The following is a 20,385-nucleotide window of genomic DNA, read 5'->3' on the forward strand; positions in this document are numbered from 1 at the left end:
GGCTTCGAGCCCGGGAAAAGGCTGTAATCATTTTCTCTCACCTGCCGTAATATTTATTGTTTTACTGCTTGTATTGGCCGGCAATCGCAAAAAAGTCGGCACCCGGGACTGGCCCGGATACCGCAATCGACGAAAAACCATCCTGAGAGAATGAAGCACCACGCTTTCAGAGACTTCGGGCAACTCGCACAGGCATTTGCGTGTCGCCGGCATAGTTAAGCTACCCGCAAATGTAAACGTTTACAACAGCGGGGCGTAAAAGTCATCGAAACCGGGGAATCGCAATAATCTCCATAAAAATTTCCACACAAACACTTCAAATAGCGCATTCTGCATAACCCTGTTGCGGTGCTTCTTTCCGCTAAATACAGCGGACTTCTCCGCGCCGAGCTTGCGGGCCTGCAACACGCTTCAAGTATTCGCTCCTCTAATCCCACGGCCGGCTGCGCCACCTAAACACCCTCTACCTGAGCAGGTGCCCTGTCGATACCAATATGGAGATGAAAACGTTACCATTCAGACCTTGTGCGAATTCGGGAGGACACACGTTGAACCCCTGATTGACACAGCCCTTATTTAACACAGCATCAGGTAATCCGGTGTCCATAAAGAAAGTCGCCAAACTCGCCGGTGTTTCCACCGCTACCGTCTCCCGCTACCTCAACAGCCCGGAACAGGTAAAGGAAAAAACCCGCAACAAGGTGCAGTCAGCTATCAACGAAACCGGCTATGCCCCAAATTCTCTTGCACGTAATTTCCGCCGAGGCAAGACCAGCCTGATCGTGGTGGTACTACCAGCAATCGGCGACCCTTTCCTCGACAGGGTGATGCGTGGAATCTGGCGGGTAGCAGATGAACAGGGTTACAGCATTCTTATTCGCGATACCCAGGCCAATTCCCACGACTTTGATGAATACACCGATATAGTGTTCTCCAAGCAGGCCGACGGCATCCTGCTACTGGCCAGTATCTCTCCGTTTCGTGAGGCCACTGCCAACCAAGGCGACAGGCGTGCGCACCCACCACTGGTACTGGGGCTCGAAAGTGTTAACGAAGAATTAAGTCAATTTCCGAGTGTACGGGTAGACAATGTGGCCGCCGCTGCCGACGGTACCGAGTATCTGATCCAGTTGGGCCACCAGCGCATCGCATTTATCAGTGGCAAACGCGATTCCCTGCTCACCAAAGACCGCGAGAAGGGCTTCCGCAAGGCCATGCGCAAGGCAAAGCTAACGATATCCGGAGACTGGTTTGTGGAAGGAGAACAATCCATCGATGGCGCCCGCCGTGCTACCCGCCGGTTGCTCGACCTCGAGCAGCGCCCCACCGCCATCTTCTGTGCCAACGACGAAATGGCGCTGGGCGCCATCCATGAGATCAAGAGCGCCGGGCTGAAAGTCCCCAGGGACATTTCCGTCATAGGGTTTGACGATATTCGCTACGCTGAAATCGCTGACCCCCCCTGACAACGATTGCGCAGCCGGCGGAGGAAATTGGTGAGCGCAGCATGCGCCGCCTGTGCCAGGCCATTGATGGGAGCGATGGGGACAGCACACCCGAGATGGTTCCGCACAGTCTGATCGTCCGCAAATCCACAGGAAAAGTACCAGCGTGACTCTACCTCCCCCCCCAATAGTCACGAGCATTTTGCACTGTGTCTCAATCAGGCTGTTTTTTACGCGCTATTCCCACACATCACGGCTAATTCAACGATTTTTACACTACAGTTAAAAACAAGTAGCCCAATTGCACTTGGTATTGAAGCCATCTCGCCATGGGGCAGTCACAGGTGCTATCCGCCAAAGCCGCACAACAAGCAGCAGCGTAAGCGTATAAGTAGTAGAGGTCGTCACCATGAATACGCATTTGCCGGTCAAACCCGAGAGCTCTCTCAAGCCCGCCATGCTCACCACGCAGCACAAGCCCGAGCAAGACCGAGTGGACTCAAACACCAAGATAGGCAAGAGCGCCAGCAACCTGAGTCTGCGTTACCCGAAAGATTTGGAACGCTGCTTCGTCCTTGGGAACAACTAGAGCCCCGGGGACAACTGAAGCACCGCACGGCGATAACCAGCGCTCGCGAATGCTGCGTTGAAGATACTTCCACCTTCTGAAGTTCGAGAAGCAGCCATGGCCGCAAGCCCTCTGAGAATCCTCGCCATTTCCGGCAGCCTGCGCAAAAGCTCGTTCAACAGCGCCGCATTGGAAACCGCCGCCGAGATTGCCGGCGACCAGGCCGAGTTCACCTTTGCCAACCTCGCTGGCATCCCCCTTTATGATCAGGACCTGCGCGACCTGGGTGTACCGGAGGCGGTACAGACCCTGAGCGATCAGGTACTGGCGGCCGATGCGATTCTGTTCTCTACCCCGGAATACAACTACTCGGTGTCCGGTGTGCTGAAAAATGCCATCGACTGGCTCTCCCGCGTAGACCCACAACCCTTTGCTGACAAACCCGTGGCAGTGATGAGTGCCAGTATGAGCGCCTTCGGCGGTGCACGGGCACAGTACGACCTGCGCCGGATCCTGATTTATCTGGATGCGCACTTTGTGAATAAACCGGAAGTGATGATCAGCTTTGCCCACAAGAAGTTTGATGAGAGCGGCAAGCTGACAGATGACGATACCAGGAAGTTTATCGGTGACCTGGTTGCTGCACTGGGAACCTGGCAGCACCGCCTGCGGGCTGGAAAAGCCACCTGAGGCGCACCAGGCAAAGGAATAGATACTCGGTACCGGTCACAATTTTTGGCCGGCACCGGTATGACTGATCAGGCAGGTACGCGCTGTGCCTCTTCCTCCGCTTGCTTGCCTCCGTCGCGGCGGTTCCACCATTTCTCGTGGAAGTAGAACGCTACGGTATTACAGGCGGGCTCGATCAGGGCCAGGGCACTACCCACCCAGATATCACCGGTCAACGCCCAACCCACCGTGAATGCAACGGCCATATGCACCGCGGCAAAACTACAGGTCTTGGTCATGGCTTGCTGTTTCATAGGGAGTACCTCGAATACCGTGCGCTTGTGAAGATTACACGCCTGATCAAAAAACAACCAGGCCACTATGCACATTATCGAGAATGATTCCTATTTTTAAAAGGCAACCAAATCAACACTACTGATTAAAACGACCAATTAGTCGAAAAACTGCTGCGGCAACGCGCCGTTGTTGGCGGAGCGAACGAGCATCAGTCGTAACGGAAGGTCAGGTGTTTGGGCGTCGCTTCGCGCACCCTGTCCACAAGTGGATGCTGTATATTTTTCATTTCCCGAAGAACCAGTTGCGCCACTTCCCGCGCCCCCAATTGATTCAGGTGGGTGTCGTCACGAACGCCGTTGGGGTAGTTTGGATGGGTATCTGGTTCTATATGCAGAAATCGCAGCCTGGAATTTTCATCGCCTTGCTGCTGAAAATAGTCTCGAGTGATTGCATCCATATCAATGAAGTCCACCTTTTCCTGTTCGGCCACTTCCCGGCTCAGGGGTGCATACGGGTGGGTATGCTGGATGGACCCGTCCTTGTCAAAGTAGCGCCGCGTGATGGGACTCATCAACAAGGGATGTGCGCCTTTTGCGCGGACCTCACGAATAAAGCGCGCCAGATTGGCCTTGTATTTTTCCGGCGTGGTATAGCGGTCTTTTTTCTGCTCTGACTCGTCGTTATGCCCGAACTGGATAATGACAAAATCACCTGCCTGCAATGCCTTCCCGATCTTGTCCCAGCGCCCCTCTTCAATAAACGTTCGTGTACTTCGGCCATTCATCGCGTGATTTTCTACGCTAAGACTTTCATCAAAAAACAGCGCAAAAGGCATTCCCCAACCAGTCTCTGGAAAGTCCGCACTAGACTTTACCGACATGGTGGAATCCCCAGCCATATACAGGGTCTGGGCGCTGGCGGCAAAAGGCAGCATCAGCGCAAGAAAAAAAATGGCACCTTTCATAGTATTTACCTCTACTGTCAAAGCGTATCAGGCCGGTAGCAGGCGGATAGGCTCTCGCTTCACAAACTGTATTTAGTGATAATTCACATTGTCGGCGTAGTCGATCAACTCACTACCGTAGTTACCGCCCCACTCATAACCGTAACGGCGCTCGGGGTCGATGGCCATAATGTCGTATTCCTTGATACCGGAACGGTCGGCGAAGAAGCCCACATCCTGCCCCAGGTCGTAGAAGCGATACCACATGGTACTGCCGCTTTTGCTCTGGATGGGGTTGTGCGTATCGTCGCTACTGCCGCTGGAACGTTTTACGTAAGCGGTATCCGCCTCCTGCACCACGGGGCTGCGGTACCAGGCGAGTGCTGCGCGCACGGCCGCTTCCACCGCTTCCGTCTGCGGCTGTGACATCAGGAAGGCCGTCACCAGCATGGACTCCTTGCCGCTCTTGGAGGGCAATTCGTAATCCCGTGCACCGCGGGGCTCAAAGGTCACCGGGTCGTGCTGGGCGCACCACACGGTTTTTGTATCCGCCTGTACGATCTGTGCCTTCAGAATAAAGTCGACACCCTTAGCAACAGCCGCTTGCATGCGCTCGCGCTGCTCATCCGTGAACAGGTCACCGCCCAGTGGGGCTTCCTGGCGAATAGCGTGATCGAGCAGGATCAGCACCCGCGCCATAGCGCCATCGTTAAAGGTCACGTGATTGGAATAGGTGGTGCCGGTACGTGCGGGATATACCTGCGGCCAACCGCCACTCTCGTATTGCATGGTGAGCAGGAATTCCAGTGCATCCCGAGCGGCATCGCGATACTTGCTGTCGTTGTTGCGCTGGTACACATCCGCGAGGAACATCAGTTCGGTCACGGTGGCATCGTTATCGATGGTACCCAGTTCCACACCGCCGGCGCCGGTCCAGCCGGAGCGCGCGCTGCTACCGTTCCAGAGGGCATCGTAAGTGGATTCAGAATTCTTGTAGAAACCACCGTGGTCCATTTGCCAGGTGATCATATTGTCTGCGCGGGCCTGATCCGCGGAAAGGCTGCTGCCCAGCCAGGATTTGTAATTATCCAGCTCACCGTAAATCGGATTGCCGGATTGCGACAGCATTGGCGCTTCGCCGCCAGAGGAAGACGAGCTGGCCCCCCCCGAGGAAGAAGAACTACTTGATGAACTGGAGGAAGAACTGGAGCTCGACGAAGAACTGCTGGAATTATCAAACACCGGAGGGCTAGCATCGGACCCACTGCTACCGCCACCACAGGCAGTCAACATCACAGAAACCGCTACAGCGGCTATGGCTGGAAACAATTTGAATTGCATGGAAACACCTGTAAAGCCGACGGGCGACTGAATTTTTCAATACCCACAGCAAAAAAAGCCCCGCAAGCGGGGCAAAAATGGCAAATTCAATAGAAGCTTTTTAGAACTGTACGTTTACGCCCAGCTGGTAAGTGGGGCCGTAAGTCTCACTCAGGAACATCATGTGTCCGTTGGAGTACTCATTACCCTCGAAGTACTGGATGTTGCTCTCGTCGGTAATGTTCACCGCGTCGAGATACAGTTTCACGTTGTCGTTAACGTTGTAGGTCGCCTTGATGTCGTACGTTACACCGGCATCCTGATAAACGTCAGACCAGGCCGCACAGTTCTGGGAATAACCCAGGGCTGCGTCGGCAGCGATATCCGCGTCGGTACAGGAACCGATACGCTTGAGGATTTCGCTGCGGTAGTTGGTGATGAAACGCACGGAGAAATCGTTGTTCTCCCAACCCAGCGTGGTGTTGACGGTAACGTCCGCCTGCTCCGGCATACGAATGCTCTCGGCACGTACAGAGTCACCCACGTCTGCCTCGGAGTGCAGCAGGGTGAAGTTGGACTGGATAAAGAAGTTCGCCAGCAGACCTTCAACGAAGTACTGGTTGTAGGTTACTTCCAGACCATAAACCTCTGCTCTGTCACCATTCAGGTAAGTCTGGGCATTGGTCAGCTGCAGGTCGGTTGGAATATTGAACATGGTGACCTGATCCACCGGCAGGGTGTACGGCAGGTCCGCCAGGTTCAGGTTCGCACCGGCAACTTCAACGATGAAATCATCGATCTGCTTGTAGAACGCCGCACCCTGGATAAACAGGTTTTCGCTGGCGTACCAGCCCAGAGACACATCGAAGTTGGTCGCGGTCATGGCGTCCAGTTTCGGGTTGCCGATTTCCAGTACGTTGTCCGCAGACATGGTCATGTTCTGGGATTTGTACGCATCGGTGAAATCCGCATCAGCGATTTCGCCCTGCAGATCCGCCGGGCGGTCGGAACAGTTGTCGTCACCCAGGTTGGCGGCCGCATCGTAGTTGCAGAAAATCACGCGGTCACGAACCTGCGCGTATGCACGCGCTTCGTCGAAGGACGGACGAGTGAACGAGGTCCAGATAGAGGCACGCAGCAGCAGGTCTTCACGCAGCTCATCGCGGTAGTGCAGGCTGGGGAAGAAGCCGTCGTAGGAGTTGGAGGTATCATCCAGCGGTACGGCGATATCGAAAGATTCCAGCTGATCGGCACTCTCTTCGCGGTCGTTGCGGATAGAGAGGTAACCGGTGGAGTTGAAATCGGTTTTCTCATAACGCACACCGGCAATCAGGGCACCGGTGTCGGTAACCTGGAACTCACCCATGATGTAGGCGGCTGCGGTATCTTCGGTAATGTCGTAGTCGTTACGGGTACTTTCCAGCTCGCGCTGTTCCGGGTCGTAGCTGTCGGCAATCTGGCGAGTGGCGGCGATCAGACGCTCCGCTTCCGCTTCGGTAATGAACTCGTGGTCGAACAGGGGGTTGTCCGGCATAAAGGTTTCGAAGTCACCCAGACGCGCACCAGCGTTTTCAAGGCAAGTGGCAGTCTGAGCCATATCATCACTAGCACAGCCCGCCACACGCTTGTCGTTCGGTACGATACTTACGCGGTTTTTATCGCGGTTACGCTCGCGGTTTTTGATACGGAAACCGGTCTTGATGTAGTTCACCGGGCCCATGTCAAAGTCTTTGCGCAGGTTAGCCATGGCCTGGTCGATGGTGTCCTCGCGGAAGCTGTCTTCCATAAAGAGGTTGTCGTACAGCATGTAAGGCTGCACGGTTTCACCATACTGGTAGCCAGACGGGCCGAAACCACCTACGTCCGGCACTTCCGCACCACCTGCGAGATCACTCAGCTGGTCCGGGTGTACGATCTGGCCGTTCAGGTAATCTTCACCGGTAGTACCGAGGGCACTGAGTTTACGCGCGCGGAACTGCACGCGGCGGCCATCGGGAGAATCCTGGGTAGCATTGGAGTGGGACAGCTCGTAGTCCAGTGTCCAGTTGTTACCAAACAGATTTTCACCACCGAGGGAGAACACTTTGGTGTCGCTCTCCGACTCCTGAATAAAGAACTGCTGCTGCAGATCTATGCCACCGGCACCAAATACGTTGTTGGCTCGATCGAGGTAAATAACCTCGTTATCACTTGCCTGCCCCCAACGGTAATACTCCCGCAGTGCGGTATCTTCGTCGGTGTAAACGGTATTACTGAAGCGTGCGTAGTACTTACTGTTGTCGGTGGGGCGATATTCCAGATCGAAAATGCCGGCAATACGCTCACGCTCGGCGTTTTCCTGACGGTTCTGCAGTTCAAACGGCGTCAGCATCGGGCCGTCTACGCCATCCACGGTGATGTAGCGTGGCAGGCTGCTATCGTGCGCGCGGGATTCATACCCCTCGGTCACACGGTTCTCGTAAGACAGGGAGTAGCTGAAGCCGATGGTCTCGTCGGCAAAGATATTGGTGCCCTGCAGGGTCAGCTTGGGTGAGGACTCACCACTCTGCTCCTGGAAAGCGCCCTGGGCGCGCAGCTTGATGGTGTCTTCGCCGCGGTCCAGTGCAGAAATGGTGGTGACGTTCACGCTACCGCCGATGGAGTTCAGGTCCATATCCGGGGTAAGGCTTTTCAGTACCTCAATGGAGGAAAGAACGTCGGCTGGCAGCGCATCCAGAGAGAAGCCACGGCTCTCGCTGTCCGCTGCACCGCCACCACTGTTGGCCATTTCGGAGCCGTTCATCTGTACGGATACGAAGCCCGGGCCGAGACCACGCAGGTTGATGAATTTACCTTCACCCTCGGAGCTCTGCAGGGTAATACCCGGCAGGCGCTGCAGAGATTCCGCCACGTTCTGGTCGGCGAAGTTACCGGAATCATCCTGGGTAATTACGGAACTGAATACGTTCTTGTCGCGCTCTGCCTGACGGGCATTGAGTTCCGCGCTTTTAACGCCTTCTACATAGACTTCTTCAATCGAAAAATCCGAGGACTCTTCTGCTTTCTTATCTTCCGCTTGCTGATTTGCTTCTTGAGCCATCAGGCTGGTGGAAGCTGCCATGGCGATGGCCACGGCGAGAATCTGTTTTTTATAAGTCATTTTGACTCTCCCATCGGTTTTATGCGGCCTGCTGATTATTACATTCAGGCCGTTCGATGTTTTTTATCGCGGGCCGCATCAAACCTGCGACCCGCGAGTTCCCCTGTTGGATTATTGGTAGCTCACCTTGAAGTTATCGATGACAACAGCTTTGTCTTCCGTGCCGCTGTCGCAGCGAATTTGCAGGAAGGAGTTGGCTGTACCGATATGTGCATCCGGATCACTGGTAATGGTGACGGTGCCGATAGGTTGTTCGCCGTCGGCCATTACCGCCGCGTAGGCTTCAAATACCTTGGAGTCACCACCGTGCATGGACTTGCCGGAGCTGGAGGTGTTGTTGTCTACATACACCTGACACTTACCGCTATCCAGTGACACGTTGGGGTTTTCCACTACGTCGAAGCTGATTACGTAAGGCTTGCTCAGATCCAGATCACCGCGGCCTGCGGTATCGGTGTCCGCAGTATCGGTACCGTGCAGGGCATCACCAATGGAGAAGCGTGCGTTGTGCAGCGCGAGGGTGCCGCCGGCAACAGTGATCCGAGAGCTGCCACTGGTTACGTTGAACATCGGCTTGCTGGCGTCGCCAGACTGGGCTCGATAGGCCGCGTCGAAAAAGTTGGTGTCCTCGGTATCGGAGTCTTCAATCAGGCCGACACCGTTGAAGTTCTCTTCGAATGCAGCGGAAGCATCGGCACCGGCGTACACATCCAGCTCACCGATTCCGCCAGGCAGTTCGCCGACCAGCTGATCCGCCGCGACTGCCGCCGCCGCATTGTCACTCCAAACCAGCCAGTCGAGGTTGGCATGGAAGGCACTACCGGATCCTTCACCGATACGGAACAGGCTTGCAGAGCCACCAGAGCGGCCCGGGCCAATGAAGTTGCCTACTTCAACACCGTCGCGATAGACAACCGCATTGATATTGTCAGCAGCTCCAGCCGGATCATTGACCGTGAAGCTGATCTGGTAGGTGTGGTAGCCGTCAGTGAAATCCAGATCTTCAACTTCTGCGGTTTCTTCACCGGCCAGGAATTTCTCGATCTGAATTTTTCCAGAGTCCGGACGCAGAATCGCCTTCATGCGACGGTCGTCGATATGCGTCTCGATTTCGAAACCGCGTGCGCCCTGGCTTTCTGCCTTGGCATTATCGATGCGCGCAATCCAGGTAAAGTGCTTCGGATAGGCGCCATCGGCGACGATGCCATCCAGGTCACCCACCGGCTTGGTATCGCCGTCGCCATCGAGGGTATCCAGCTCCATGATTCCCTGCGGGCTCACCTCGAACCATTCCAGTTCATTATCGCCGAAGGAGAAATTGGTCTGCTCGCTGCCGTTGATTACAACCGCGCCAAGGTCACCCGGGTGAGTACAACCGTCGTAAACACTCCAGATAATGGCATTTGTTGCGGAAGGATCAACAGAGGTGGTCGGGGTACAGTTGTCGCCAACCGGTGCTTCCGGAGTTCCGGTCGCAGAGGCACTCCATTCGCTCGGGCCAACGTTGTTTACACCGCGCACCCACACGTAGTAGGTGGTACCGTTTTCCAGCTCGGTCAGAGTGGTCGAGGTCTCTGTCAGGCCAGACATTACTTCTGCCGCTGACACATCATCGGTGGTGCCATAAGCCAGATCATAGCTTGCCGCACCCAGTACAGAACCCCAGCTCACGGCCATCTGCGCGTCGGTGGCGAAGGTGGTCGGTGCTTCCGGCGCATCTGGAGCCACGGCGGGCTCAAATACGGTACAGGCCGGCAGATCAGCCTGACCGTCTTCGGTCTGCTTCTCGATCAGCAGGTCATCGATAATTGCGGTACCGCCGCTGGATACACGCAGCTGCAGGAAAGAATTCTGGGTACCGATTACCGCATCCTTGATGTCGACCACGTCGCCACCGGCTTGCAGGTAAGTTTCGCCTGGAATATTGATCACCACACGCTCACCGGCAACCAGAGAGCCGGTTTCAACATCAAACAAGCGGGAGCCAAGGGAGCCACCACCGTGAATGGAGTTGGCTTCACCGGAGGTATTGTTGTCCACGTAGATCTGGGTTTTTGAACCAGCACCACTGGCAGATGCCACACAGAAAGAAATGCGGTAGGGCTCGGAGAGATCCAGCTCCCCCCAGCCGGAGCCGCCGTCGCTGCCCGGAGTAGAGTCTTTCTTAGCATCTACTGCCGCGGTGTCGGCGAGGTCTGATTGGGTCTGGCCAATACTGAAGCGCGCGTTGCTTATCAGTAGGGAGGCGTCGCCGGCATCGCTGACAATGCCCAGGCGCTCTTTGTTATCGACCGTGATCTCCATGTTGGGATCGTCCTGGTCGAAGAAACAGCAGGTGGGATAGTAGAGAGCGGGGCGCGCATCTTCGTATTCACTGCTGTCAGCAGTGGCCAACGCCTTGTAGTTGGGGCTGAAGAAATCGATGGTGTCGCTCTGATCAAACCCGGTGTATTCACCAAAGTTTTCCACAAGCGGAAGCGGCGTGTTACTGATTCCGCTCTCTTCCGGCGGTACAACAACCACGGGTGGTGGTTCAGGCAGGTCGGCGATATCGCCCTCCCCTGCAGAACTGCTACCACCGCCGCCACAGGCGGTCAGTGTCCCCATAATGCACAGCGCGAGTGCGGACTTTGCCCAAGGTAAAGGTTTCATGCTCACCCCTTCTCTCTCATTGTCAGTCGTTATTCTTATGAGTCCGGATACTTCAGTCGGATGCCGCGCCGTTAGAATTGTTGTGCGCGGTAGCCACCCAGACTCAGCCAGATACTTATTGGTTAGACAATGAAAGCAGATTGGTTAGGCATATACAACCATTTGTACCAACTAAGTGCTGCAGTTATTGACATACCTGCCTGACCGGAATAATTTGGCGCTATGGCGCATGTTTTTTGAGCAAATCTGGCGGATTAACGGGTATGGAAGTTTTCACACTTACCGCAAATTGGGAGGTCAATAGGCGCAATGGCGACCTGGAACCTGAGAATTGGCTTGTCCAACAAGGTAGCCTTTTGCCATTCTTTGGTTGATTGAAGCTGACTTCTCTGTACCGCTAAACAGAAAAACCCACCCGCCCTGAAGAGCGGATGGGTTTGGGTTCTGTGTGATCGAGTTACATCAGCGCCGTCACTGACAACTTGCGCCACCGAGACCAATCACATAATTCTGATCATTGGCCAGCGGAGAGTTGAACGGAATATGTCCGTCTTTACCTGCAGTGGCAATAATGTAATCCGCCTGCGCCTGGCCCGCCGGGCGACCTTGTGCAGCGATCACATTGCGAGAGGCCTGTGAGTAGTTCTGCGAAAGGTCCGATACGGAACCGGAGCTATCGCTGATGGTGTACACCAGAGACGAATCCAGGTTGCACGCGGCATCGGAGAACCACACCTTGCTGCCTTCGCTGCGGAAGTTACCGCCGTCCACATCGCGGGCCAGCTGCTCGCCACGCTCATTCAACGCCTGCACCACGTCATCCTTTTCCTGGAAGTCGCGGTTCATCATGAAGGTGTTGTCTTCCCACAGTACGGTCGCACCTACACGCACACTCAGGATGTCCTTGCGATAGTTCATAAAGAAGTTATCGAACATGTGCGAGGTGCCACGACGGATCAGCGGGATACGACGCAGGGTGTTACCCAGGCTGTCGTAGTGATCGTCGGTGGTGATAAACGCGTTGTGGTGCATGGTGGTGGTGATCTGCTCGTTGATGGTCCGAGAGTCACTGGAACCGTGCAGGGATGCGCGCTTCACATTGATCAGTTTGTTGAAGGAAATGGTGATGTCGTAGGCACCCACTTTCACATCAAACGCCGCGTCACCGGTGGTGTCGAAGGTGTTTTTGTGAATCCAGATGTCGTGAGACGCACCGGTGTTGCGGATCATATCCGGATCGAGGCCGTGGTCCTCAACATGACCGGCACCGCGGAAGTCCAGGTGAGTCAGGATCACGCTCTGCTCGGTTTCCACCGGCTGGCCGCTGCTGTCGGAACCGATGGCAAAACCGTTGAAGCGGAAGTAACCGTTACTGAAACGTCCGTCGAGGGTTTTGTGGGAACCGATCTTGGCGTTGCGGATCGGCAGATCCTTGTCGTCCAGGCGATCGTTGAAGAACTCTGACAGACAGGAATCCCCGGACAGGCCGTTGCTGGAACACCAGCCGCGGAAATCGCGACACTGGGCTTCGCTACCGTTGATGGCGGACTGCACGGAAGAGTCGCTACAGAAGTTGCGGTGCATGGAGATTTCGGTTTCCTCTCCACTATTAACGGAGAAATCGAATTTGTCGAACACGATCCAGTTGTGTTCGTCGCCGGTGATGGCGTCGAGGATCTGCTGCTCAACCGGCACGCTGCTGTTTTTGGTGATCACAGTCAGCTTGCTGTTGCCATTGGGATCGTAACCGCCCATGGCATTTTCACCGTAACCCACCGGACGGCCAAGAGTTTCATACAAACACTGTACGATCTTCTGGTCGGTATCCAGCACAGAGGAATCGCGCCAGTTTACGTTCGGGTCGGTCGCCAGTTGCTCACAGGCAACCGGGTCGCCACCGGAGGAAGAACCACCGGAACCTGAGCCGGAACCACTGCCGGAGCTGCTACTGGAACTGCTGGAGGAAGAGCTGCTACCACCGGAAGAGCCGGAGCCGGAACCACCGGAGGAAGAGCTCGAAGAAGAACTGCTGGAGCTACTGCCACCGGAGGAGGAACCACCGCCGCCATTACAGTCGCCAGCACTCGGCGCAACCCCGGTAATGGACAGGCTGTCGATATTGGCGAGACCGCTACCGCCAGTCGCTTCAAGGCGGATTTCGTTGTAGCCCGCATTCAGCCACACGGTCACGGAACCGCTATCGGCATAGTTACCCCAGGCACCGGTGCCCGGCAGGCTGACGTTAGTCTGCGCACCATTGTTCACCAGTACAGATCCGGGGCGGTCGCTACTGCCATTGGCGTAACGCCACTGCAGGGTGTAGTTACCTGCGGCCGGCACCACCACGGACCAGTCCACACCCATTCCGCTTTCGTTGTCGGTGTTGGCATAGCCGCTACCGGTATAACCGCTGTGCTCGGATTCCAGCGCACCGTCTACGGAACAGTAGCCCGCTTCGGATTCCTGCAGCACCAGTGTGCTCGGTGCAGTGCTGATTACTGCATCGTCACCATTGGAGTTGTACACCACAAGGTTCTGGTCAGTGACCTTGATCCAGTAGTAGTAGGTACCGTCCGCGAGGCCTGTGTCGGTATAGCTGTTGCCCAGAACGCTGGTGGCAATGCGCAGACGGCCTGCAGGGTCCGGATCGGTATCCCGATAAATTTCCTGCGTGCGAACGTCAATGCCGTCGGTATTCCAGAGGAGTTGTGCATCGGTACCGGAGGTCGCCACGTTCAAGGTCACAGAGCCACCGCCGGAAGAACTGGACGAGGAACTGGAGGAGCCACCGGAAGATCCGCCAGACGAGCCACCCGAAGAGGACGAGCTGGAGGACGAAGACGAGCTGCTGCCGCCGGAAGAAGAGCCGCTACCGGTTGCACTGTAGATCTCAAACTCGGCAATCTGCGGTGCACTGGAGGCGGAGTCGATCATCAGATTGATCTTGTCCATGCTGACATCACCGAGATACACCTGCATGGCCGAGCCAATGCCGGAACCCGAAGCAAGTTCATCGCCGTTGTCGTTGTTGACGAGACGCCAGGCCTGCACATTGCTGCCAATTTCACGAATGATCACGGTGTTGAAAGAGCCACCGAAGTTTTTCGCGGAAATACGTTCATCGCTGGAAGAGCCCGGCTGCCAGTAGCTGCTGGTATCGCCATCGATGGCATTACCGTAGCTGCTGCCACCGCCTTTACTGGAGCCATCCGCTCCACCGGAAAGCGCCAGGTTCGGCCCCAGATCGCCGCCGCCCCCGCTGGAGCCGCTGCCGCTGCCGCCGGACGAAGAGGAACTGCTGCTGGATGATGACGAGCTGCCACCGGAACTCGAGCCGGAGCCACTGCCACCGGAAGAGCTGGAGCTGCTGGAACTGGACGAACTGACCGTACAGCTGCTGTCCGCTACCAGGTTGCCCTTGTTCGCACCTGCGGTAGAAGCAACCACCTGCGGAACCAGGTTGCCGTTACACAACTGGTAGCTGTAGGGAATACTGATAGACGTGGTGGACGTCGGGTTGGGGCCAGCGGGGTGATTGTCATCGTCATCCGCTGTCCAGGTAATGTTGGACCAGATGTTGCCGCTTACTTCCCAATACCCCATGTCGTTGGTGTAGAAGGTACCCAGCGGATCCTTCGAGTTTTCGAAGTAATTGTTTTCCGCCTTCATGCGTCCGCCAATACGCGGGTTCATACCGGATTTATTGATGCCCGTGTAATGGTTGTTGAACGCATGCGCCGTAGCACCGCGCAACAGCGGGGTGCGGGAATCAATATTCTGATAGAGATTGTGGTGGAAAGTGACCGGGCCATTGTTGGTGTCGCCATCGCTCGAACCAACGAGACCACCGCGGCCGGAGTTGCGCAGAATGCTGTAGGAAAGGGTTACGTATTTGGTGTCCGCCTTCATATCGAACAGCGCATCGTAACCGTCGTTTTCACCACCGGAAGCTTCCAGGGTGAGGTGGTCCGCCCACACATTGTAAACGCCACTTTCCATACCGATGGCATCACCACCATTGGAGGTGGGAGAACCGGATTTTTTCACATTCCGCACATGCAGATTTTGCAGAATGATGTTGGATGCATTGCGCAGGTGAATCCCCAGCTCATCGAACAGCGCGCCGTTGCCGACACCGATGATGGAGATATTACTGACGTCCTTGATTTCAATCTTGTCGTCGGCGGTGTTACAGCTGTCACCAGACACCTTGCTGGTGTTGCCGTGATTGATGGTACCTTCGACGTGGATGATGACGGGGGTGTCGTCGGATGCCCGGTTACAAAGGGCTTCGTGAATCTGGGTACCGGTGGTGGCGTACACCACATTGCCCCCGGCCCCGCCGGTGGTACCGCCGTTTTGTGTGGCAAACCCCGTGGCCTGCGCGGAAACTTCCGCGGCCGCAAAGGTGCCCAGCAATGCACTCAGCATCGCTGTTCTCTTCAGCTTGATTTGCATGTGACCTTCCGTTGTTATTTTTACTGTTGATCAAGACGATCGGTCACAGAGTGAACCCCGGGGATACTGCGAGCAGGGAGGGATGGACCAATCATCATCGCTGTGGGCGGCAGATACTGCGGGGTCCGCCCGATATTTGGCCAAATCGGCTTGTTTAGCCAAAGCTCTATATTCTTATAAATTGGCAATACCAAATATCAACACGAGGTTACCACGCAATTCCACCCTGTAAAGCCTATTCGTGGATTTGTTAGACCAATTTGCAAGAAATGTGCACTGCAGCAAGTCGTCAGCGGGGACATCGGGTATCGGCAGGCAAAAAAAAGCCGGGCTGAAAAGCCCGGCAATACCATCCTGATGATGATGCGAGGAAATCAATGAAACAAAATGCCGCCTACTTCAATTGAGTAATAGGTGAGGAGAACCGCACCAATGAAGTTACTCGATCAATCCCAGCGTGCGCGGCAGGAACTCGCTGATTGCCGGCACCAGAGTAACCAGCGCCAGTACCAGGAACATCATCAGGTACATGGGCAACAGCGGGCGTATCAACGCTGTGATTGAAGTTTTGGAAATACTAGCCCCGACAAACAGCACACTGCCCACCGGCGGTGTACACAGGCCGATACACAGGTTCAGGATCATCACGATACCGAACTGCAGCGGGGACATACCCAGCTCCATCACTACCGGCAGGAAAATGGGGGTAAAGATCAGTACCGCCGGGGTCATATCCATAAAGGCACCCACAGCGAGAAGAATCAGGTTGATGGTCAGCAGGATCAGCAGCGGGTTGTCACTCAGGGTGATCAGCGCCTGGCTGATGGTCTGCGGAATATTCTGGTAAGACATGATCCAGGACATGGCCGAAGACGCGGCGATCAGGAACATCACTATCGCAGTGGTCTCAACGGACTTGGTCAGCAATGCCGGCAGCTGATCCAGCTTCACCTCCTTGTACACCACACAGGACAGCAGCAGGGAGTAAAGCACCGCAATGGCACTGGCTTCGGTCGCGGTGAAGAAGCCGCTGATGATGCCGCCGATCACGATAAAGATCAGGAACAGGCTGGGCACTGCATCCACGGTTTTCTGGAAAGCTTCTTTCATGGTGGGCTTTTCGCCCACCGGGTAGCCCTTCGCTTTCGCCCACAGGCCACACACCATCATCAGGCCCAGCGCCAGCAACAGGCCCGGCAGGTAACCGGCAATAAACAGCGCGGCGATGGAAACACCACCGGATGCCAGGGAGAAGACGATGAGAATATTGCTCGGCGGAATCAACAGGCCGGTGGTGGAAGAAGCCACGGTCACCGCAGTGTTGAAGTTCTTGTCGTATCCGGCCTTGGTCATGGAGGGAATCATGAAACCGCCGATAGCAGACGTCGCCGCTACAGCAGAACCGGAAATGGAACCGAACAGGGTACAGCTGATGATGTTCACAAAGGCCAGGCCGCCGGGCAGCATGCCTACCAGTACCTTTGCGAAGTCGATAATGCGCCGGGCGATACCGCCGCTACCCATCAACATACCGGAGAAAATAAAGAACGGAATGGCGAGCAGCGCGAAACTGTCGATGCCGCTGGCCATACGCTGGGCCATGGTAATCATGGCCGGGTCAAAATCGATGGTGCACAGCATGGTGAGCACAGTGGCCGCACCAATACTGATGGAAATGGGCACATTCAGCGCGAGAAGGATCAGAAAACTGACCAGCAATACCAGAACTGCAACTTCCACGATGACTCTCCTCGCTTAGGCTTCGACGGCAGCTTCGGGCTGCTTTTGTTTTTGTTTGGTTTCTGCATCGGCCGAAGAGGCTTCTGCGTCATCGGTATAGGGATGCACTTCGGAATCGAAGTCGCTGGGCAGCTCTTCTTTCGCCGTCACCAGTTCAATCAGATGATCGATGGAGAAAAGACAGATCAGCAGACCGGAAAGCGGCAGTACGCTGTACACGTAACCCATGGGCAGGTTCAGTGCCGCGGAGTACTGCTCCAGCTCGAAGGTGAGCAGCATCAGCTTGGCACCGCCGTAAACCATCGCCAGCGCGGCGAAGGCAAAACACACCAGCACCACAAAAATCTGCAGCGCGCGGCGCTTGGCACCGTGCAGGGCGTTACTCAGCAGGTCGATTCCCAGGTGGGATCTTTTGCGATAGGCGTAGGCACCGCCCAGCAGACCAATCCACACCAGCAGGTAGCGCGCGACTTCTTCGGTATAGGAGCTTGGCTGCATGGGCAGGAAGCGGGTGAGGATCTGCCAGGTCACGTCCAGCACCATCAGTGCCAGTAGCGCGCCGAGCACAAAGCCCAGGGCCTTTTCAATTTTCTGCATCATCTTTGCCTTCCACTGTTATTTTTCTAGTGGGCTTTTCTTCAGGAATTAATTAACGGCTTTTATCTGATCCAGCAGATCGCCAACATCGGTGCCCTTGTAGCTATCGTGCAGCGGCTTCACCGCGTCGATGAAGGGCTGCTTGTCCGGGTAGATCACTTCCACACCGGCGGCCTTCACTGCAGCCAGGGATTCCTCGGTGGATTCCTGCCACAACTTGCGCTGGTAGGCCACGGCTTCATCGACCGCCTTGTTCAGCCATTCCTGCTGCTGCGGCTCCAACTTGTTCCACACCTCGGTGCTGATCAGCAGCAGGTCGGGCACGTAGGTGTGCTCGTCCAGGGTGTAGTACTTGGACACTTCGTAGTGCTTGGAGAGATAAAAGCTCGGCGGGTTGTTCTCGGCACCGTTGACCACACCCTGCTGCAGCGCGGTGTACAGCTCGCCCCAGCTCACCGGGGTAGCGGCGCCGCCCAGGGTGTTGACCATCTTGATTGCGGTCTGGCTGTTCTGAACACGGATCTTCTGGCCGTTCAGATCTGTCGGAGACTGCACAGCGATGTCGTTCATATAGAAAGAGCGGCTGCCCGCATCCAGGTAACCCAGGCCGCGCAGGCGCGCGCGCTCACAGGCCACCAGCAGATCTTTGCCAATCGGGCTCTGCAGCACATTCCAGAAATGTTCGGAATCGCGGAATACGTAGGGAAGGTTGAAGACCTTCATCTCCGGCACGAAGCCCTCCATGGGGCTGGCGGAGACCTTGGTCATGGCCAGGCTGCCGATCTGCAGCAGTTCGATCAGCTCGCGCTCGCTACCCAGCTGGCCGCCGGAATAGATATCGATCCGCATGGTATCGCCAGACAGCTCACGCAGGCGCTCATCCATAAATACCATGGCACGGTGTACGGAATGCTGCTGGTCCAGGGTGTGAGCCAGCTTCAGGGCCACCTGGTCGTCCTGGAAGCCGCAGCTGGCCAGAAACAGGGTGGTGCCGACCAGGGCCGCAGTGCGCATCTGCCGCCAGAATCTTCTCATTATCATCGTTGTGACCTGTGATCTATTTCTTATCGGGTACAGGTTTTCCGGTGTGCCTATTTAGAGGGCAAGCTCGTTGCGGACAAAGCTCGCAACGGAGCCCGGAATCCATCGGCAGACCAGATTGGTCATACCATCGTAACAACAACTGGTCTGCGGGTGCAATCTTCTTGCTCCCGCGCACCCGGTGCCGCCGGGTGCCTGTGCTGAAAGTTGTGCCAGGCAGAGCAGGCGCAACCAAATAGGCGTCGAATAATACGCCATAATGACGCTTTTTTGACCGTTAATTCGGGCCGCACGCGGATTTCCGCATGACCAATCAGCAGAGCTCGGCAACCGGCGTGCTTCTCTCGGCGTCCGCTGCCAGGTATTCGGTGCGCGGGATAATAGCGCCGCGGTGACCGATCACCCTGGCCGCACAGCGGTTGCCCGCCGCAATCGAAGCCTCGGGGCTGGCACCCTGCAGGCGCGCGGCCAGGTATCCGGCATTGAATGAGTCACCGGCACCGGTGGTATCCACCACGCTGCTGACCGGCGGCACATCGATGGCGGTAAGCTCTCCCTCGTACTGCAGCAGCACCGGCTCGGCACCGCGCTTGATCACCAGCTCGGATACACCGAAGCCGCAATTGCGTTTGGCGCACTGCCCGGCGCGCTTGTCGCCCCACAGGGCCTGCTCATCCTCAAAGGTCAGCAGGGCCATATCGGTCTGCTGCAGGAACTCCGCCACCACTTCCCGTGCCGCCTCGGCGGAATCCCACAGGCGCGGGCGGTAGTTGCTGTCGAAAGCCACACGGCCGCCGGCGGCGCGATACTCCTTGAGGAATGCCAGCAGCTCGGCGCGCGCATCCGCACTCATGATGGCGAGGGTGATACCGGACAGGTACAGGCAATCCATGGTGCGCAGATGGGCCTTCAGGGCCTCGCGGCGGTCGGCATCCGCAAACAGCTCCCGCGCCGGTGCCTGGCCGCGCCAGTAGGTGAAGTAGCGCTCACCATCCGGGGTGTTCTGAATCATGTAGAGGCCCGGACAGCGGCCCGGCAGGCGTGCGATAGCACTGGCATCGATGGACTCACCCGCCAGGCGTGTGAGCACTTCCTCACTGTAGGGATCATCCCCCAGCAGGGTCACGTAGCTGACGCTGACACCACCGCGGGCGATGTACACCGCGGTGTTGTAGGTGTCGCCGGCATACGATTGCGCCAGCAGTGGCTTGCTGCCACCGGATTGCTCCTGAACCGACGCCTGCGGCGCCAGTTCCACCATTACTTCTCCCAGTGCTGCCAGCTTCACTTCACTCTCCCATACGCCCTGCGGCGCGATATTCGTTTTATTGCCATGTATTTATCGTTAGCTTACATGGACGATTTGGCAGGCAATCACGGCCTCCCCAGTGGGTATATTCTCGCCGAAATCAAAATGCCTTACCAGAATGGTTGACTGGTATAACCAATTTTTGGCACCATGGCAACAATCGCTGCTCACCACAGACTCGCAATCACGAGGTGTAGCGAGCATCGA

The 20,385-nt window shown here is 56.2% G+C and carries 12 protein-coding genes and 1 pseudogene; 3 read left to right on the forward strand and 10 right to left on the reverse strand.

Annotation, left to right across the window (positions count from 1 at the left end; genetic code table 11):
* Window positions 1-599 precede the first annotated feature (599 nt).
* The 3 genes and pseudogenes from ACYX4K_RS13555 (at window position 600) to ACYX4K_RS13565 (ending at window position 2,703) form a co-directional block, all read left to right on the forward strand.
* Window positions 600-1,615 (forward strand): annotated as a pseudogene (locus ACYX4K_RS13555) (LacI family DNA-binding transcriptional regulator).
* 239 nt (window positions 1,616-1,854) lie between these two features.
* Window positions 1,855-2,034 (forward strand): hypothetical protein, encoded by a 180-nt coding sequence (locus ACYX4K_RS13560; protein ID WP_476178711.1) that lies wholly within the window; start codon window positions 1,855-1,857, stop codon window positions 2,032-2,034.
* A 96-nt stretch (window positions 2,035-2,130) separates the two neighbouring features.
* A complete protein-coding gene (locus ACYX4K_RS13565; RefSeq protein WP_475091596.1) occupies window positions 2,131-2,703 on the forward strand; it encodes an NADPH-dependent FMN reductase in 573 nt (190 codons plus the stop codon).
* Between the two features lie 68 nt (window positions 2,704-2,771).
* On the opposite strand, the gene ACYX4K_RS13570 is transcribed toward ACYX4K_RS13565, so the two are convergent.
* The 10 genes from ACYX4K_RS13570 to ACYX4K_RS13615 form a co-directional block, all read right to left on the reverse strand.
* On the reverse strand, window positions 2,772-2,996 hold the full coding sequence (locus ACYX4K_RS13570) for a DUF2061 domain-containing protein (RefSeq protein ID WP_475091595.1): 225 nt from the start codon (window positions 2,994-2,996) through the stop codon (window positions 2,772-2,774).
* A 191-nt stretch (window positions 2,997-3,187) separates the two neighbouring features.
* Window positions 3,188-3,964 (reverse strand): rhamnogalacturonan acetylesterase, encoded by a 777-nt coding sequence (locus ACYX4K_RS13575; RefSeq protein WP_475091594.1) that lies wholly within the window; start codon window positions 3,962-3,964, stop codon window positions 3,188-3,190.
* Between the two features lie 51 nt (window positions 3,965-4,015).
* On the reverse strand, window positions 4,016-5,263 hold the full coding sequence (gene pelA / locus ACYX4K_RS13580; protein ID WP_475091593.1) for a pectate lyase: 1,248 nt from the start codon (window positions 5,261-5,263) through the stop codon (window positions 4,016-4,018).
* Window positions 5,264-5,363: 100 nt separating this feature from the next.
* Window positions 5,364-8,381 (reverse strand): TonB-dependent receptor, encoded by a 3,018-nt coding sequence (locus ACYX4K_RS13585; protein ID WP_475091592.1) that lies wholly within the window; start codon window positions 8,379-8,381, stop codon window positions 5,364-5,366.
* A gap of 111 nt (window positions 8,382-8,492) precedes the next feature.
* Window positions 8,493-11,033 carry a fibronectin type III domain-containing protein gene (locus tag ACYX4K_RS13590; protein ID WP_475091591.1) on the reverse strand — a complete coding sequence of 847 codons (2,541 nt, stop codon included), beginning with the start codon at window positions 11,031-11,033 and terminating at the stop codon, window positions 8,493-8,495.
* A 471-nt stretch (window positions 11,034-11,504) separates the two neighbouring features.
* Window positions 11,505-15,491, reverse strand: coding sequence for a pectate lyase family protein (locus ACYX4K_RS13595; RefSeq protein ID WP_476178712.1), 3,987 nt, complete (start codon window positions 15,489-15,491; stop codon window positions 11,505-11,507).
* A gap of 438 nt (window positions 15,492-15,929) precedes the next feature.
* A complete protein-coding gene (locus ACYX4K_RS13600) occupies window positions 15,930-17,231 on the reverse strand; it encodes a TRAP transporter large permease (protein WP_475091589.1) in 1,302 nt (433 codons plus the stop codon).
* Window positions 17,232-17,246: 15 nt separating this feature from the next.
* The gene (locus ACYX4K_RS13605; protein WP_475093916.1) at window positions 17,247-17,828 is read right to left on the reverse strand and encodes a TRAP transporter small permease; all 582 of its coding nucleotides are present in this window, start codon (window positions 17,826-17,828) and stop codon (window positions 17,247-17,249) included.
* 48 nt (window positions 17,829-17,876) lie between these two features.
* Window positions 17,877-18,863: a TRAP transporter substrate-binding protein gene (locus tag ACYX4K_RS13610; RefSeq protein WP_475093915.1), complete on the reverse strand. Its 987-nt coding sequence runs from the start codon at window positions 18,861-18,863 to the stop codon at window positions 17,877-17,879.
* A 319-nt stretch (window positions 18,864-19,182) separates the two neighbouring features.
* Window positions 19,183-20,157, reverse strand: coding sequence for a sugar kinase (locus ACYX4K_RS13615; protein ID WP_475091588.1), 975 nt, complete (start codon window positions 20,155-20,157; stop codon window positions 19,183-19,185).
* Window positions 20,158-20,385: the final 228 nt, after the last annotated feature.

Source organism: Microbulbifer sp. ABF4_107 (assembly GCF_056312215.1).

Coding starts and splice junctions, on each gene's coding strand:
- ACYX4K_RS13560 (WP_476178711.1), top strand. CDS start 1,855: ATGAATACGCATTTGCCGGTCAAACCCGAGAGCTCTCTCAAGCCCGCC.
- ACYX4K_RS13565 (WP_475091596.1), top strand. CDS start 2,131: ATGGCCGCAAGCCCTCTGAGAATCCTCGCCATTTCCGGCAGCCTGCGC.
- ACYX4K_RS13570 (WP_475091595.1), bottom strand. CDS start 2,996: ATGAAACAGCAAGCCATGACCAAGACCTGTAGTTTTGCCGCGGTGCAT.
- pelA (WP_475091593.1), bottom strand. CDS start 5,263: ATGCAATTCAAATTGTTTCCAGCCATAGCCGCTGTAGCGGTTTCTGTG.
- ACYX4K_RS13585 (WP_475091592.1), bottom strand. CDS start 8,381: ATGACTTATAAAAAACAGATTCTCGCCGTGGCCATCGCCATGGCAGCT.
- ACYX4K_RS13590 (WP_475091591.1), bottom strand. CDS start 11,033: ATGAAACCTTTACCTTGGGCAAAGTCCGCACTCGCGCTGTGCATTATG.
- ACYX4K_RS13595 (WP_476178712.1), bottom strand. CDS start 15,491: ATGCAAATCAAGCTGAAGAGAACAGCGATGCTGAGTGCATTGCTGGGC.
- ACYX4K_RS13605 (WP_475093916.1), bottom strand. CDS start 17,828: ATGCAGAAAATTGAAAAGGCCCTGGGCTTTGTGCTCGGCGCGCTACTG.
- ACYX4K_RS13610 (WP_475093915.1), bottom strand. CDS start 18,863: ATGAGAAGATTCTGGCGGCAGATGCGCACTGCGGCCCTGGTCGGCACC.